The sequence below is a fragment of the Streptomyces sp. SS1-1 genome, from assembly GCF_008973465.1.
Lineage (GTDB): Bacteria > Actinomycetota > Actinomycetes > Streptomycetales > Streptomycetaceae > Streptomyces.
The window spans coordinates 1,080,891-1,094,199 of record NZ_WBXN01000004.1; the positions used below are offsets into that span (position 1 = coordinate 1,080,891).

General features: G+C 74.9%; 9 protein-coding genes. 5 read left to right on the forward strand and 4 right to left on the reverse strand.

Going from position 1 to position 13,309, the window contains the following annotated elements; genetic code table 11:
- Positions 1–109: 109 nt before the first annotated feature.
- From F8R89_RS06005 to F8R89_RS06020, 4 genes are all read right to left on the reverse strand, one after another.
- Entirely contained in the window at positions 110–4,771 is a 4,662-nt protein-coding gene (locus tag F8R89_RS06005) for a hypothetical protein (RefSeq protein WP_151782989.1), read from the reverse strand.
- Between the two features lie 47 nt (positions 4,772–4,818).
- Positions 4,819–5,700, reverse strand: coding sequence for a hypothetical protein (locus F8R89_RS06010; RefSeq protein WP_151782990.1), 882 nt, complete (start codon positions 5,698–5,700; stop codon positions 4,819–4,821).
- 82 nt (positions 5,701–5,782) lie between these two features.
- Positions 5,783–7,309, reverse strand: coding sequence for a hypothetical protein (locus F8R89_RS06015; RefSeq protein ID WP_151782991.1), 1,527 nt, complete (start codon positions 7,307–7,309; stop codon positions 5,783–5,785).
- 276 nt (positions 7,310–7,585) lie between these two features.
- Positions 7,586–8,290 (reverse strand): GntR family transcriptional regulator, encoded by a 705-nt coding sequence (locus F8R89_RS06020; protein WP_151782992.1) that lies wholly within the window; start codon positions 8,288–8,290, stop codon positions 7,586–7,588.
- A 233-nt stretch (positions 8,291–8,523) separates the two neighbouring features.
- On the opposite strand from F8R89_RS06020, the gene F8R89_RS06025 reads away from it, so the two are divergent.
- Genes F8R89_RS06025 through F8R89_RS06045 form a run of 5 tightly spaced genes read left to right on the forward strand, consistent with a single transcriptional unit; the run spans position 8,524 to position 12,942 of the window.
- Positions 8,524–9,843 (forward strand): MFS transporter, encoded by a 1,320-nt coding sequence (locus F8R89_RS06025; RefSeq protein ID WP_151782993.1) that lies wholly within the window; start codon positions 8,524–8,526, stop codon positions 9,841–9,843.
- Positions 9,840–10,679 (forward strand): putative hydro-lyase, encoded by an 840-nt coding sequence (locus tag F8R89_RS06030; protein WP_151782994.1) that lies wholly within the window; start codon positions 9,840–9,842, stop codon positions 10,677–10,679. The genes F8R89_RS06025 and F8R89_RS06030 overlap by 4 nt, the downstream gene beginning before the upstream one ends.
- Positions 10,680–10,706: 27 nt before the next feature.
- Positions 10,707–11,465 (forward strand): LamB/YcsF family protein, encoded by a 759-nt coding sequence (locus F8R89_RS06035; RefSeq protein WP_151782995.1) that lies wholly within the window; start codon positions 10,707–10,709, stop codon positions 11,463–11,465.
- Complete coding sequence (locus F8R89_RS06040) at positions 11,462–12,079, forward strand: 5-oxoprolinase subunit B family protein (protein WP_151782996.1); 618 nt, start codon at positions 11,462–11,464, stop codon at positions 12,077–12,079. The genes F8R89_RS06035 and F8R89_RS06040 overlap by 4 nt, the downstream gene beginning before the upstream one ends.
- On the forward strand, positions 12,076–12,942 hold the full coding sequence (locus tag F8R89_RS06045) for a biotin-dependent carboxyltransferase family protein (RefSeq protein WP_151782997.1): 867 nt from the start codon (positions 12,076–12,078) through the stop codon (positions 12,940–12,942). The genes F8R89_RS06040 and F8R89_RS06045 overlap by 4 nt, the downstream gene beginning before the upstream one ends.
- Positions 12,943–13,309: the final 367 nt, after the last annotated feature.

Consider the following 13,309-nt stretch of genomic DNA (forward strand, 5'->3'; position numbering starts at 1 on the left):
AGCGGGACACCCGTGACCCCGGTCGGCGCGGGGCAGCCGTCGCACCGCTGATCCAGCCACTGCGGGGCAGCCGTCGCGCCCCGCCTCCGGCCGCTGCGACGGCCGGCCGTCAGACCCCCTGCGGGTCCACGGGCGCGGGCCGCTTGAACATCCGGGTGGCCGTGATCTCGCTGTGCCCTGCCTCGCCCGCCTGCTGCTGCGGCAGTCCGGGACGCAGGTGCTCCTCCACGCTGATGTACTTCAGGCCGGCCCTGAGGTCGGCGTCGTTGCGCAGCCGGATCACGAGCGGGAACTCCGCGAGGGCGGTCGTGTCGAACAGACCGGTGGTGTAGAGCAGTTGGACGCCGAGCGCGTCGGACACGGCGCGCTGGAGCTCCAGCAGATAGGTGGCGTTGGCCCGCCCGATGGGGTTGTCCAGGAACAGCGTGCCGGCGTGCCGGTGCTTGTCCCGGCCCCGGTCGTTGGACCGCAGCGCTGCCATCGTGCAGTACAGGGCGATGGCGGCCGTGAGCAGCTGCCCACCGGAGAACACGTCGCCCATCTGTCCGACGGGCACCCGCTCGGCGCGCAGCACGGCGTCCGGCTTGAGGATCTCGACGGCGACGCCCTTCGGCTGGAGGGCGGCGGCCACTCCGCGCAGCAGCAGGGACATGCCGTCCCGCCGGAGGTCGGAGTTCTTCTTCACGGCGGCCCGGGTGGCGTCGTCGATGACCTCGCCCAGCCGTTCGGTGAGGGTGGCCTGGTCGGGCTCCTCGAAACGGATGCGCAGGAACTCCTGCCCGGACCACTCCCCCAGTCCCTCGGGCAGCCGGGACAGCCGCTGGGCGGACCGCAGGGTCGCCAGGGCCGACTCCACGAGGCCGCGGAGCCGGTCGACGATCGAGTCGCGGTTGCGCTCCAGCTGGGCCAGTTCGTCGGTGAGGACGCGCAGCCGGGGCGCGAAGGCGTCCGCCCACTTCTGCGCGTGCTCGGGCAGCGCGGAGGCGGGCAGCTCACGGATCTGCTGACGGGCCGGGGTGCGGACCTGTTCGTAGCGGGTGGAGTTGGCGTGCCGGACGAGGACGTCGCTCGCCTCGCGCACGGCGGCCTCGGCGGCGGAGAGGTCGGCGGCGCAGCCCCGCAGGGAGCGACGGGCCTCGGCCGCCGACCGCCGGGCCTCCTCCAGGCTGCCGGGGTACGGCTCGACCTCCTCCTGCTCCTCGTCCGAGCCGTGCTCACGCAGCAGGTCGCGCAGCATCGCGGCGATCTCGTCGAACCCTCCGGCCGCGTCCTCGGCGGCACGGTGGGCTTCGAGGAGTTCCGTGTGCGCGTCACGGGCCTGCGCCAACGCGTCGCTGTGGGCGGCGAGTTCACCGGTGGCCGTCCGCAGCAGGGCCTGGGCGTGCTCGGCGTCGCGCGGCTGCAGCTCCTCCGGCAGCTCGGTGTGCGCGTCGCCCTCCTGCGGGGCGTGGCGCTCGGCCTCGCCGCGCAGCCGGCCCAGTTGCTCGCTGGCGGCGGACATGCGGGTCTCCAGGAGCTGGACCAGTTCCTCGGCGCGCGAGGCGGCCGCCTGCCGGGACGGCCCGTCGGAGCCGTCCGGTGACTCGAGGAGCTGTTCGGCGCGGGTGCGGACCTTGTTGCTCAGCCGGTCCAGCTCGGTGCGGGCCGCGCTCTCGTCGCTCTCCGCGCGGGCCTGCTCGGCGCGCAGGTCGGCGCCCACACCGACCTTCTCGTACACCTGGGAGGCCGCCCGGTACGCCTCGCGGAGCGCCGGCAGGGACGCCTTCGGGGTGTCCGCGTCGGTGTCCGGTACGTCGTCGGGGGCGCCGGCGATCTCGGCGCGCTCGGCGCGCAGGGCCCGTGCGGTGCGGCGCGCGTCGTCGGCGGCGCGCTGGGCGGCACGCCGGTCCTCGTCGGCGGCGCGGGCGCGCTCCAGACAGGACTGGGCGCGGGCCTCGGACTCGGCGGCCTCGTCGGCGAGTTCCCGCAGTCTGACCTGCCAGCCGGCCCGCTCGCGCAGCCGGAAGGCGAGTCCGGCGAGGGCGTCGGCGGCGCGCCGCGCCTTCTGCGCGGCCTCCTGGCGTTCGTCGCGGACCGCCGCGGCCTCGGCCGCTGCCTCGTCGGCTTCGGCGCGCACGGTCCGCGCCTCGGCGAGTTCCGCTTCCGACTCCTCGGCGAACACGCGCGCTTCCCGAGCGGCCTCGGCCAGCTCCAGGAGCCGTCCGGCCGGGCAGCCGGTGCGCCAGGAGGCCAGGCGTGCCGCCAGCTCCCGGTCCTTGCCGAGGCGGGCGGCGAGGCCGCGGATCTCCTCGTCCCGCTCGGTGGCGCGGGCCCGCAGCGCCTGCCGTTCCTCATCGGCGGCGTGCTCGTCGTGCATGGCCGGGTTCGGCGGCACGAGGAAGACGTCAGTGTCCGGCGCGTCGGCGGCCGGGGTGGGGGCGAGCAGGGCGGCCGCCGTGCCGACGGCGACGGTGGAGCGGGGCAGCAGTGCGGCGTCGGCGAGCGCCTCGCGGGCCCGGGCGTGGGTGCCGGGGTCGGTGATGATCACGCCGTCGACGAGTTCGGGGCGGGCGGCGAGCACGCGCGCGTGATCGGCGGGGTCGACGGCCTGGGCGAGGTAGCGCCAGCCGGGCAGCGCGGGGATGCCCTGCTCGCCGAGGAACTCCACGGTGGCCAGGACGTCGGGGCCGGGCGGGAGCAGCCCGCCGTCGCCGAGCGCGCCGAGGATGCGGGCGTCGTCGGCGGCGGCCGTCCGCAGGTCGAAGAGCTGCCGCTCGGCGGAGGAGACGGCGTCGTCGAGGAGTTCGCGCAGTTCGTCGGCGAACCGGTCGAGGTCCTCGGGCGTGAGCGCGCCCTCCACGGCCCCGCCCACGTCGGTCCGCGCCCGGGCGCCGGCCTGGTCGCCGGTGCGCGGAGCGGGAACCGAGCCGCGCCTGGGACCCGCGTCACCGGCCAGGCCGAGCAGTTCGACCAGGCGCTCCTCCGACGCGAGGCTCTCGGCGAGCCGGCGCTCGGCGTCGTAGGCGCGCTCCGCCGCCGAGGCCGCGTCGGCCGCGCGGGCCGCCGTCAGTTCGGCACGGGACTCCGCGGAGGCCGCCTCACGCGCGTGCTCCGAGGCCCGCCGGGAGGCCTCTCGGGCGGTGTCCCAGGCGGCGACGGCGGACTTCTCGGCATCGCTCGCGGCGAGGGCGGCACGGGCCGGGTCGGCGTCGGGGGCGCTGTCGTCGAGCCAGCCGGCGCGGACGGCCTCGGCGGTCTCCTGCTCGACCTCGGTCAGCCGCTGCCGCAGATGCCCGGCCTCGCTGCGGGCGCGCTGGGCTTCGGTGGCGGCGGCCGTGGAGTCCCGGTGGGCGGACTCGCCGGCCTCCTGGAGCGCGGCGGACCGCTCCTCGCCCTCGTTGGCCTGTGCCTCGGCGCGCTCGGCTGCCGCGTGCAGGGCGCGGACGAGATCGACGGCGGCCTTGGCGCGGGCGGCCAGCGCGGGGGCCGCGTCGCGTTCGGCCTCCTGGATGGCGGCGGCCACGCGTGCCACCCGGTCGGCGGCGGCGCGGTGCCGCAGGACGGCTTCGGCGGCCTGCCAGGCGGAGTGCAGGGTGCGGGCGTCGGCGAGCTCGCGCTTCTGCGCGGCGGCGGACTTCTCGGCGGCGGCGAGCGCCAACGAGGCGTGCCGGTAGGCGAGTTCCGCGGCGATCAGCGCACTGCGCTCGCGCGCGCCCTCGGCGTGCGTGACGGCGTGGGCGGCCGCGGTGACGCGCTGGGCGAGGTCGGCGGCGCGGACCCGTTCCCGTGTGCCCCGCGCGGTGAGGCGCCGGGCGAGGGCGCGGGTGCGGCGCTCGGCGCCGGCGTGGATGTCGCGCGCGCGTGCGCGGGTCTCGGCGGCCTCGACGATCCGGCCGAGCAGGTCGACGGACCCGGCGGTGAAGTCCCGTTCGGCGATCAGTTCGGCGCGCCGGCCGAGCTTGTTGCCGAACCCGCTGACCAGGTCGGCGAGACCGTCGGTGTCGCGGGTGTCGGTCACGGCCCGCAGCAGCAGGTCGGTGAAGTCGGAGTCCTTCTTGACCGCGAAGAGGCCGGCGGCCTCACCCTCGTCGGCGTTCATCTCCCGCTGGTAGCGGAAGAGTTCGGGGTCGAGGCCCAGGTCGCCGAGGTGCTCGATCCAGCGGTCGTGGATGTCCTCCCAGTGGACCTCCAGGTGCGGGTACGCCTTGCCCGCCTCGGTGAGCGCGTCCCGGAAGCCCTTCATGGTGCGCCGGCGGCCCTGTGCGCCGGACTGCCCCTCGACCGGCGGCCGTACGGCGGTGGACTCGGCGACGGGGAGGTTGTCCAGGCTGAGGCCGGGGCCGGGGCGGAAGGAGTACCAGGCCTCCGCGAACTTCCGCGGGTCGTTGGAGACCTGGCGGCCGCGCCACTCGCTGACCTTGCCGACCACCACGCACTCACCGGTCAGGGTGTGCTGCCACTCCAGGGCGACGTGCCCGCAGTCGTCGGCGAGCAGGAACTTGCGCAGCACGCCGGAGCTGGCGCCGCCCAGGGTGTTGCGGTGACCGGGGAGCATCACCGAGAAGATCAGCTTGAGCAGGACCGACTTGCCGCCGCCGTTCTCCAGGAAGAGCACGCCCGCGGGGGCGGGCCGGCGCGGCGGGCCGACCGGCTCCTCCTCGAAGAACTCCGCCTGGGTGGGCGCGGGGTCGGGCACGGGCTCGCCGACGCCGCGCAGGTCGAGCACGGTGTCGGCGTAGCGCGCTCCGGCCGGTCCGATGGAGTAGAGGCGGACCCGGGACAGCTCGTACATGGCGGACTCTCGTAAGTCTTCGGCAGGTGGGGGAGGTCGGTGGGGGCTCAGGCCGAGTGGAACGGCAGACCGGCGTCGGCCACCAGGTCCAGGGCGTCGGTGTCCTCGGCGGGCAGCAGGGTGGGTGTGCCGTCGGTGACCGGGACGACGCCCAGGTCCAGCAGCTCGGTCATGGCGGCGCTGCCCGCCATGTCACGGACCTGGAGCTGGTAGCGGGCCGTGGTGCGGTAGGTGCCGCCGTGGTCGTCGCCGGTCCGCTGGAGGAAGCCGGAGTCGGTGAGGAACGCGACCGCCTTGCCGACGATGCCGGTGGTGGAGCCGGCGAGCCGGCGCGCGTCCTTGGTGGCGCCGGCGGCGCTGCGTCTGATCCAGATGCGCCAGGCGGCCTCGAGGCCGGGGGCGTCCGTGGCGGGGTCGGTGTTCTCGCCCTGCTCCTCGGCGCGCTCCTCCAGGCGGCGGCAGGCCTGGCGGACGAAGGCGTCGACGCCGTTGACGGTGACGCGCCCGATGTAGCCGTCGTCGGCGAGGTCCTCGGGGCGCGGGAACGCCATCGCGGCGACGGCGAGATGGGCCAGCCCGTGCAGGAAGCGGTCGCCGCCGTCGGCGGACGTCCGGCGGGCGTAGTCGCTCATGCGTACGGCGAACACCGAGTCCTCGGCGGCGGTGACCGCCATGCCCGCGCGCGGGGACACCTCCAGCACGACGAGGCCGAGTCCGGTGGCCACGGCGTCGGCGAGCCGCGCGAACGACGGGTCCTCGCGGTAGCGGCGCAGCAGTTCGGTGTACTCCTGGTCGCGGGCGGGCTGGAGCTTGGGCTGCAGTCCGAAGGAGACGAGCCGCGCCGCGTCGGCGGCGTCGGCGGGGGTGACGGCGGCGGGCGCCTGCGGTACGGCGGCCTCCGGCTCACTCCGATCGACGTGCTCGGTCACGGTTGCGGCTCCTTGTGGCGGTGGTGCGAGGTCATGCGGTGCGCTCGGTGCTGGTGGTGCCCGGCGCCGCGCGGCGGCCGGATCATGCGGCTTCCGTCCGGTCGGCGGCCATCCCGGCCGCGTCGAGCAGTGCCGTGCCGACGATGAGGTCGGCGCCGCCGAACTCGGGGTCGTCGAGCTCCGTCCCGTCGTCCACGGCGAAGAGCAGCTTCTCCTCGCCCTGCCGGTAGGCGGTGCCCACCGGAGGGCTGGCGGCGTGCACGGCCAGCAGGGCGACCAGATACGGCAGTTCGGGGTCCTGCCGGCGCGCCTCGGCCAGCAGGCCGGAGAGGCGGCGGGGCGCGTCGGCGGGCAGGTCGAGCAGCTCCATGGCGGCGGCGAGCTGCTCCTCGCTGAACCGGCTGTCGTCCGGGGTCGCGATGAGGTCCGGCTCGGGCATCTCGGCGCCCAGGTGCTCCCGTTCCACGGGCGGGGTGAGCAGGATGTCGACGAGGTCGCCGAGCCGCACCGACACCGGTGTGCGCAGACCGGTGCCGTGCGCGAAGAAGGCGTCCGTGACGCGGACGGCCCGCTCCAGCGGCAACGGCAGGACGGGCGCGACGAGATGCCCGTACAGGTCGATGCCCGACGTGGTCAGGGGGGTGGCGAAGGCCTGCCGGTCCTGCTCGGCGCGGAACAGCGGCCCGGCCTCCAGCAGCCGGGACTGGAGCTGGGTGTGGCGCCGGATGCAGTCCTTGACGATGTCGACGAGCTCGGCCGCGCGGCGCTTGTGCTCCGGGTCCTCGGTCTCGTCACGGGCCTTGCGGATGTTGGTGAGGATCGCGTTCTCGTGGCGGTACCGGTCGGCGACGTGGTCGAGGGCCTCCGCGATCATGTCCGGGACGGCGTTCAGCCAGTCGACCGCCCGGACGTTGCGACGGGTGGCGTCCAGGGCGCGGCGCAGCGTCTCGGAGTACTGCACGGTGCGGTACCTGGCCTGCTCGGCGGCCAGCTGGGCGTCCGCGAGGCGCCCCCGGCTGATCAGCACCTCCAGCTTGACCTCGGCGGCGATCTGCGCGCTGGTGACGTCCGTGTCCAGGGCGCCGACCAGGACGTTGACGGCCTCGTCGGTCGTGCGGAGGTACACGGTGCCGCCCGGGCCCGGGACCTCCTCGATCAGCTTGAAGTCGTAGTCGCGGCGGACGTAGCTGCCGTCCGGCGTGAACGTGCCGTAGACGGCCCGGAAGCCGCGGTCGACGCTGCCGACGTTGATCAGGTTCTCCAGGACCCAGCGGGCCACCCGCTCGTGCTCGGCGACGGGGCGTTGCGGGGCCTGGGCGGCGATGCGGGGGATGAGGCGGGCGACTATCTGGTCGTGGTCGGCGCCCGTGTCGAAGTCCATGTTGAGGGTGACCAGGTCGATGGCGGCGAGCGCCACCTCGGCCATGCCGTACACCGAGTACTCGCCGGCCAGATTGGCCTTGCGGGCGTCGAGGTCGTGCAGCGGCGCGGTGCAGGCGAGCGCGCGCAGCCGCCGCGCCAGGCCCTCGTCGGCGGCCGGGCCCGGCGCGGGGCGCGGCCCCGCGCTGAGCTGGGGCGGAACGCGGTCCGTCGATGCAGGCGAAGTCACGGTGCACAGACTAGGTCCTAGGTCTGACATCGATCCAAACGGCACGGATCGCCTCCGGCGGGCGCGGGCCCCCTCCGCCGGGCGCGAGCCACGTCCGCCGGGCGCGCGGGCCGCCTCCGGCACGGGATCGCCCCTCGGACCGGGCTCGAGCCGCCTCCACCGGGCGCGCGGGCCGCCTCCGGCACGGGATCGCCCCTCGGACCGGGCGCGAGCCACCTCCGCCAGGCGCGCGGGCCGCCCCCGGCACCGGATCGCCTCCGCCGCGCGCGGGCCGTCTCAGGGGACGATCTCCCCCTCCCCCACCCGACGCCGGTACACCTCGACCACGCGTTCCAGGGAGTCGTCGAGGTAGACGGCGAGGATCCGCTCGGCCCGGGCCGTGTCGCCGGCCTCCAGCGCCTGCAGGAGTTCCTGGTTGCGGGCGAGGTAGGGCTCGTGCAGGCGGCGGGGGTCGTCGACGACGTGGAAGGCGAGCCGCAGCTCGGCGAAGACACTGCGCATCAGCTCGTCGGTGCGTTCGCTGCCGGCCAGCGCCACCAGTTCGCGGTGGAAGTGGATGTTGGCCGTCCCCAGCGCTTTCCAGTCACCTTCGCGTACGGCCCGCTGCCCTTCGGCGACGGCCTCGGCGGGCCCGTCCAAGGGGTACGGCGGCTCGCCGAGCCCGCGGACGACCGCGCACTCGACGAGGCGCCGGGTGCGGTAGATGTCCTCCACGTCCTCCACGGTGAGGACCCGGACGAACACCCCGCGGTTCAACTCGTGCACGAGGAGGCGCTCATGGGTGAGCAGGCGGAACGCCTCGCGCAGTGTGTTGCGGGACACACCGAGCGCCCCGCCGATGCTGTCCTCCGACAGCCGGGTCCCGGGCGGGAAGAAGCCTTCGGAGATACGGCTCCTGAGGATGTCCGAGACCCGCTCCGCCGTACTCGTCCGCCCCAGGAGGGCACGGTCGTCGGCCAGTCCGCCCAGCTGCTCTGCCATGCCCGGAATTCAACCGCAGCCAGGAGGGCGAGACAACAGGGGTATTGAAGGATCGTTCAACGATCCTCTACCTTGCTGCACACCGTCCGGTTCAGGAAGGCACATCCCCGCCCTCCGCACCCCCGCTCCCCGCCCCTTCCCGCCCCCTCACCCGCCGGCTCCTCCCATCCCCCCACACGCACCCCGGCACCACCCCGTCCCCTCCCCACCCCTCCCTTCACTGCGAGGTGCCCATGAGCACTACCCCTCCACCGCAGACCTCGAAGACCGCTCCCCCGGACGCCCCGCACCCGTCCGCATCCGCCGCCGCGCAGGCGGGCGGTGACGGCGCGTTCGGCTGGCTGCGCGCCCTGGGGCCGCGCGGGCGCCGCGCCTTCGCGGGCGCTTTCGGCGGCTATGCCCTGGATTCCTACGACTACTTCACTCTGCCGCTCAGCATGGTGGCGCTCGCCGCGTACTTCGGTCTGGACAGCGGCCAGACCGGTCTCTTCACCACCGTCACGCTGGTCGTCTCCGCGATAGGCGGCGCCCTCGCGGGCGTGCTGGCCGACCGGATCGGCCGGGTCAAGGCCCTGATGGTCACCGTCGTCACCTACGCGGTGTTCACCCTGGCCTGCGGCTTCGCACCCAGCTACGAGTGGCTGCTGGTCTTCCGCGCCCTCCAGGGGCTCGGCTTCGGCGGCGAGTGGGCGGTCGGCGCCATCCTGGTCGCCGAGTACGCGAGCGCGCGGCACCGCGGCCGGACCCTCGGGGCCATCCAGAGCTCCTGGGCCGTCGGCTGGGCCCTCGCGGCGGTCACGTACACCCTGGTGTTCTCGTTCGTCGGCGGCGATCTGGCATGGCGGGTGATGTTCTGGACGGGCGCCCTGCCCGCGCTGCTCGTCATCTGGATGCGCCGCCGGGTGCACGACGCCCCCGAGGCCGTCGCCGTACGCGAACAGAGCGCGGAGAAGGGCTCGTTCACCGCGATCTTCAAGCCGGGACTGCTGCGGGTCACGCTCTTCGCGGGCCTGCTCTCCACGGGCGTCCAGGGCGGCTACTACACGCTGGCCACCTGGGTGCCGACCTATCTGAAGACCGAGCGGGAGCTGTCCGTCGTCGGCACCGGCGGGTATCTGACGTTCCTCATCTCGGGTGCCTTCGCCGGGTATCTGACCGGCGGTTATCTCACGGACCTGCTGGGCCGCCGCCGCAACATCTGGCTGTTCGCGCTCCTGTCCGCCGTCTGCATCCTGGCGTACGCGAACATCCCGGCCGGCGCCAACACCCTGCTGCTGGTGCTCGGTTTCCCGCTCGGGTTCTGCATGTCGGCCATCTTCAGCGGCTTCGGCTCGTATCTGAGCGAGCTGTACCCGACGGCCGTGCGCGGCACCGGGCAGGGCTTCACGTACAACACGGGTCGCGCGGTCGGTGCCGTGTTCCCCACCATGGTGGGCTTCCTCGCCGACAGCTGGGGAGTGGGCGGCGCGCTGGTGTTCGGTGCGATCGGCTACGGCATCGCGGCACTGGCCCTGCTCGGGCTGCCGGAGACGCGCGGGAAGGAGCTCGTATGAACAGCACCGCCTCGCCCGGTGTCGACGACTCGCCGGTGGTCCACCTCGACCCGCACGCGCGCGCGTGGAGCCCCGCGGAGGCCCGCGCCCGCTTCCGGGCCGGGCTGGCGGGCCCCACCGCGGGGGTCGCGGCCGGCCACACACAGGCCAATCTCATCTCGGTGCCCGCCGACTGGGCCTACGACATGCTGTTGTTCTGCCAGCGCAATCCGAAGCCCTGTCCGGTGCTCGACGTCACGGACGCCGGTTCCTGGACGACGGTCCTCGCGGACGGCGCGGATCTGCGCACCGACCTGCCGCGCTACCGGGTCTGGCGGGACGGGGAACTGGTGGAGGAGCCTACGGACGTGCGCGCCCACTGGCGGAGCGATCTGGTGTCGTTCCTGATCGGGTGCAGCTTCACGTTCGAGTCGGCGCTCGGTGAGGCCGGCGTCCCGATCCGCCATGTCGAACAGGGCCGCAACGTCCCGATGTACGTCACCGGTCGTCCGTGCCGTCCCGCGGGGCGGCTGCGCGGGCCGATGGTGGTGTCGATGCGCCCGGTGCCGCCGCAGCATGTGGCGGCCGCGCTGCGGGAGACGGGACTGCTCCCGGCGGTGCACGGCGCTCCCGTGCACTGCGGCGACCCTTCGGCGCTCGGCATCGCGGACCTGGGCCGCCCCGACTTCGGTGATCCGGTGGACCTGGAGCCCGACGACATCCCGATGTTCTGGGCCTGCGGGGTGACTCCGCAGGCCGCGGTGATGGCCTCGCGCCCGCCGTTCGCCCTCACGCACGCACCGGGTCAGATGTTCCTGACCGACGCCCGCGACGAGCAGTACCGCATCGTCGCCTGACCTCCGGACCGGGGAAACGACCGACTCATGACCTCGATCGATCTCAACGCCGACTTGGGCGAGGGCTTCGGCCGCTGGCAGCTCACCGACGACGAACGGCTGTTGTCGGTCGTCACCAGTGCCAACGTGGCCTGCGGCTTCCACGCCGGGGACGCGGCCACCATGCGGCGCGTGTGCGAGCAGGCGGCCGCGCGCGGGGTGCGGATCGGCGCCCAGGTCTCCTACCGGGACCTCGCGGGGTTCGGGCGGCGCGCGATGGACGTGCCGCCCGCCGAGCTGGCGGCCGAAGTGGCGTACCAGATCGGCGCCCTGGAGGTCTTCGCGCGGGCCGCCGGCGCGCGCGTGACGTACGTGAAACCGCACGGCGCCCTCTACAACCGGGTCGTGCGCGACGAGGAGCAGGCGGGCGCCGTCGTCGACGGCGTGCTCCTCGCCGACGCCACGCTGCCCGTGCTCGGCCTGCCCGGTTCACGGCTGCTGGAGCTGGCGGTCAAGGCCGGACTGCCCGCGGTCACCGAGGCGTTCGCGGACCGGGCGTACACCGCGGAGGGCACGCTCGTGCCGCGCGGCCGGGACGGTGCCGTGGTCACCGACCCGGAGGCCGTCGTGGAACGGTCGCTGGGGCTGGCCCGCACCGGCGAGGTCACCTCCCACGCGGGGACGCGCGTCGAGGTACGCGCGCGCTCGCTGTGCCTGCACGGCGACACCCCCGGTGCCGTCGAACTGGCCCGCCGGGTACGGGAACGGCTGGAGGAGTCGGGCGTCCGGGTGGAGGCGTTCGCATGAGGACGCTGCCCGTCGGCGACGACGCACTGCTGGTGGAGGTGTCCTCGGGCGAGGAGGCCCGCGCCCTGCACGCGGAGTTGCTGCGCCGCCGTGCCGAAGGCCTCCTGGCGGTACGGGAGATCGTCCCCGCCGCCCGTACGGTCCTGCTCGACGGCCTGGCCGACCCGGACCGCCTCGCCGCCGAACTCGCCGTGTCCGACGTGCCCCCCGCCCCGGCACACGCGCGTGACGTCGTCCAGCTCCCCGTGCGCTACGACGGACCCGACCTGGCCGACGTCGCCGCGCACTGGGGGGTGTCACCGGACGACGTGGCCCGTATCCACGCGGGGACCGAATTCAGCGTCGCCTTCTGCGGGTTCGCGCCCGGGTTCGGCTATCTGACCGGGCTGCCTGAGCGGTACGACGTCCCGCGCCGGGCGACCCCGCGCACGGCCGTCCCGGCGGGCGCGGTGGCCCTGGCGGGCCCGTACACGGGCGTGTACCCGCGTTCCTCGCCGGGCGGCTGGCAGTTGATCGGCACCACGGACGCCGTGCTGTGGGACCACACGCGCGTGCCGGCGGCGCTGCTGGCGCCGGGTACGCGCGTGCGGTTCGTCCCGGTGGACGGCTCATGACCGACCACGCGCTCTCCGTCGTCCGCGCCGGCGCCCTGACCACCGTGCAGGACCTCGGCCGCCCCGGCCACGCGCATCTGGGTGTGCCGCGCTCGGGTGCCCTGGACCCGCCCGCGGCGGCGCTCGGCAACCGGCTGGTCGGCAACCCCGTCGACACCGCCGTCCTGGAGACGACGCTCAACGGCTGCACCCTGCGGCCCCGTTCGACGGTCACGGTCGCGGCGACAGGTGCGCCCTGCCGGGTCACGGTGGACGGACGTCCGGTCGCGTGGGGCGCTCCCGTGCGGGTGCCGGCGGGCGCCCTGCTGGACGTCGGTCCCGCCACGGCGGGCGTACGCACCTATGTGGCCGTCTCCGGGGGCTTCGCCGTCGAGCCGGTGCTCGGCAGCCGCTCCACGGACCTGCTCTCCGGCCTGGGCCCGCCGCCCCTCACGGACGGCGCGGTACTGCCCCTGGGCCGCCCTGCGGGGCCACACGCGCGCGTGGACGTCGCTCCCCAGCCGGCGCCCCCGGCGGAACTCGTCCTGCGGGTCACGCTCGGCCCGCGCGCGGACTGGTTCTCCCCGGAGGCGATCCGGGTCTTCACGTCCCGCCCCTACCGGGTCTCCCCCGCGAGCAACCGCATCGGCCTGCGCACCGAGGGCCCGGCCCTGGACCGGGCGGTCACCCGTGAACTCCCCAGCGAGGGCATGGTCCTGGGCGCGATCCAGGTCCCGCCCGACGGCCGTCCCGTCGTCTTCCTCGCCGACCACCCGACGACGGGCGGCTACCCGGTGATAGCGGTGGTCCGCACCCCCGACCTTCCCGCCGCCGCCCAGGCCCCACCGGGCACCCCGATCCGCTTCATCCCGACGGGCCGCTAACCCCTGCCGGGGGGGGCTGAGCTCTCGTTGCCGACGCCCCGCCGCAGCCGCACCAGCCGCCCTACGGAACGCACGATCTGGCCCAGCGGCGACTCGGGGGCACGCCGACCTGCTTCAGCCTGGCATGCCGCCGCTCAGCCCTGCCGAGGCTGGGTCCTCGTTGCCGACGGCCCGCGGCGCCGCGCCCCAGACGCGCTCAGCCGCCCCGAGCCAGGCAGAGCGTGCGGCCCCGGCCAGCGACAATGCCCCGGCGCGCCGGACTGCCCGCAGGCCCCCTCCGGGCACAACGATCCGCTCACCCCAGCACGCCGCCGCTCAGCCCTACGAGGGCTGGGCCACCGCTGGCGCCTCACAGCAGCCAGGGGCG

What these genes read in the sequence shown, in the direction of transcription:
- F8R89_RS06005 (WP_151782989.1), bottom strand. Translation starts at nt 4,771, where the DNA reads ATGTACGAGCTGTCCCGGGTCCGCCTCTACTCCATCGGACCGGCCGGA.
- F8R89_RS06020 (WP_151782992.1), bottom strand. Translation starts at nt 8,290, where the DNA reads ATGGCAGAGCAGCTGGGCGGACTGGCCGACGACCGTGCCCTCCTGGGG.
- F8R89_RS06025 (WP_151782993.1), top strand. Translation starts at nt 8,524, where the DNA reads ATGAGCACTACCCCTCCACCGCAGACCTCGAAGACCGCTCCCCCGGAC.
- F8R89_RS06030 (WP_151782994.1), top strand. Translation starts at nt 9,840, where the DNA reads ATGAACAGCACCGCCTCGCCCGGTGTCGACGACTCGCCGGTGGTCCAC.
- F8R89_RS06035 (WP_151782995.1), top strand. Translation starts at nt 10,707, where the DNA reads ATGACCTCGATCGATCTCAACGCCGACTTGGGCGAGGGCTTCGGCCGC.
- F8R89_RS06040 (WP_151782996.1), top strand. Translation starts at nt 11,462, where the DNA reads ATGAGGACGCTGCCCGTCGGCGACGACGCACTGCTGGTGGAGGTGTCC.
- F8R89_RS06045 (WP_151782997.1), top strand. Translation starts at nt 12,076, where the DNA reads ATGACCGACCACGCGCTCTCCGTCGTCCGCGCCGGCGCCCTGACCACC.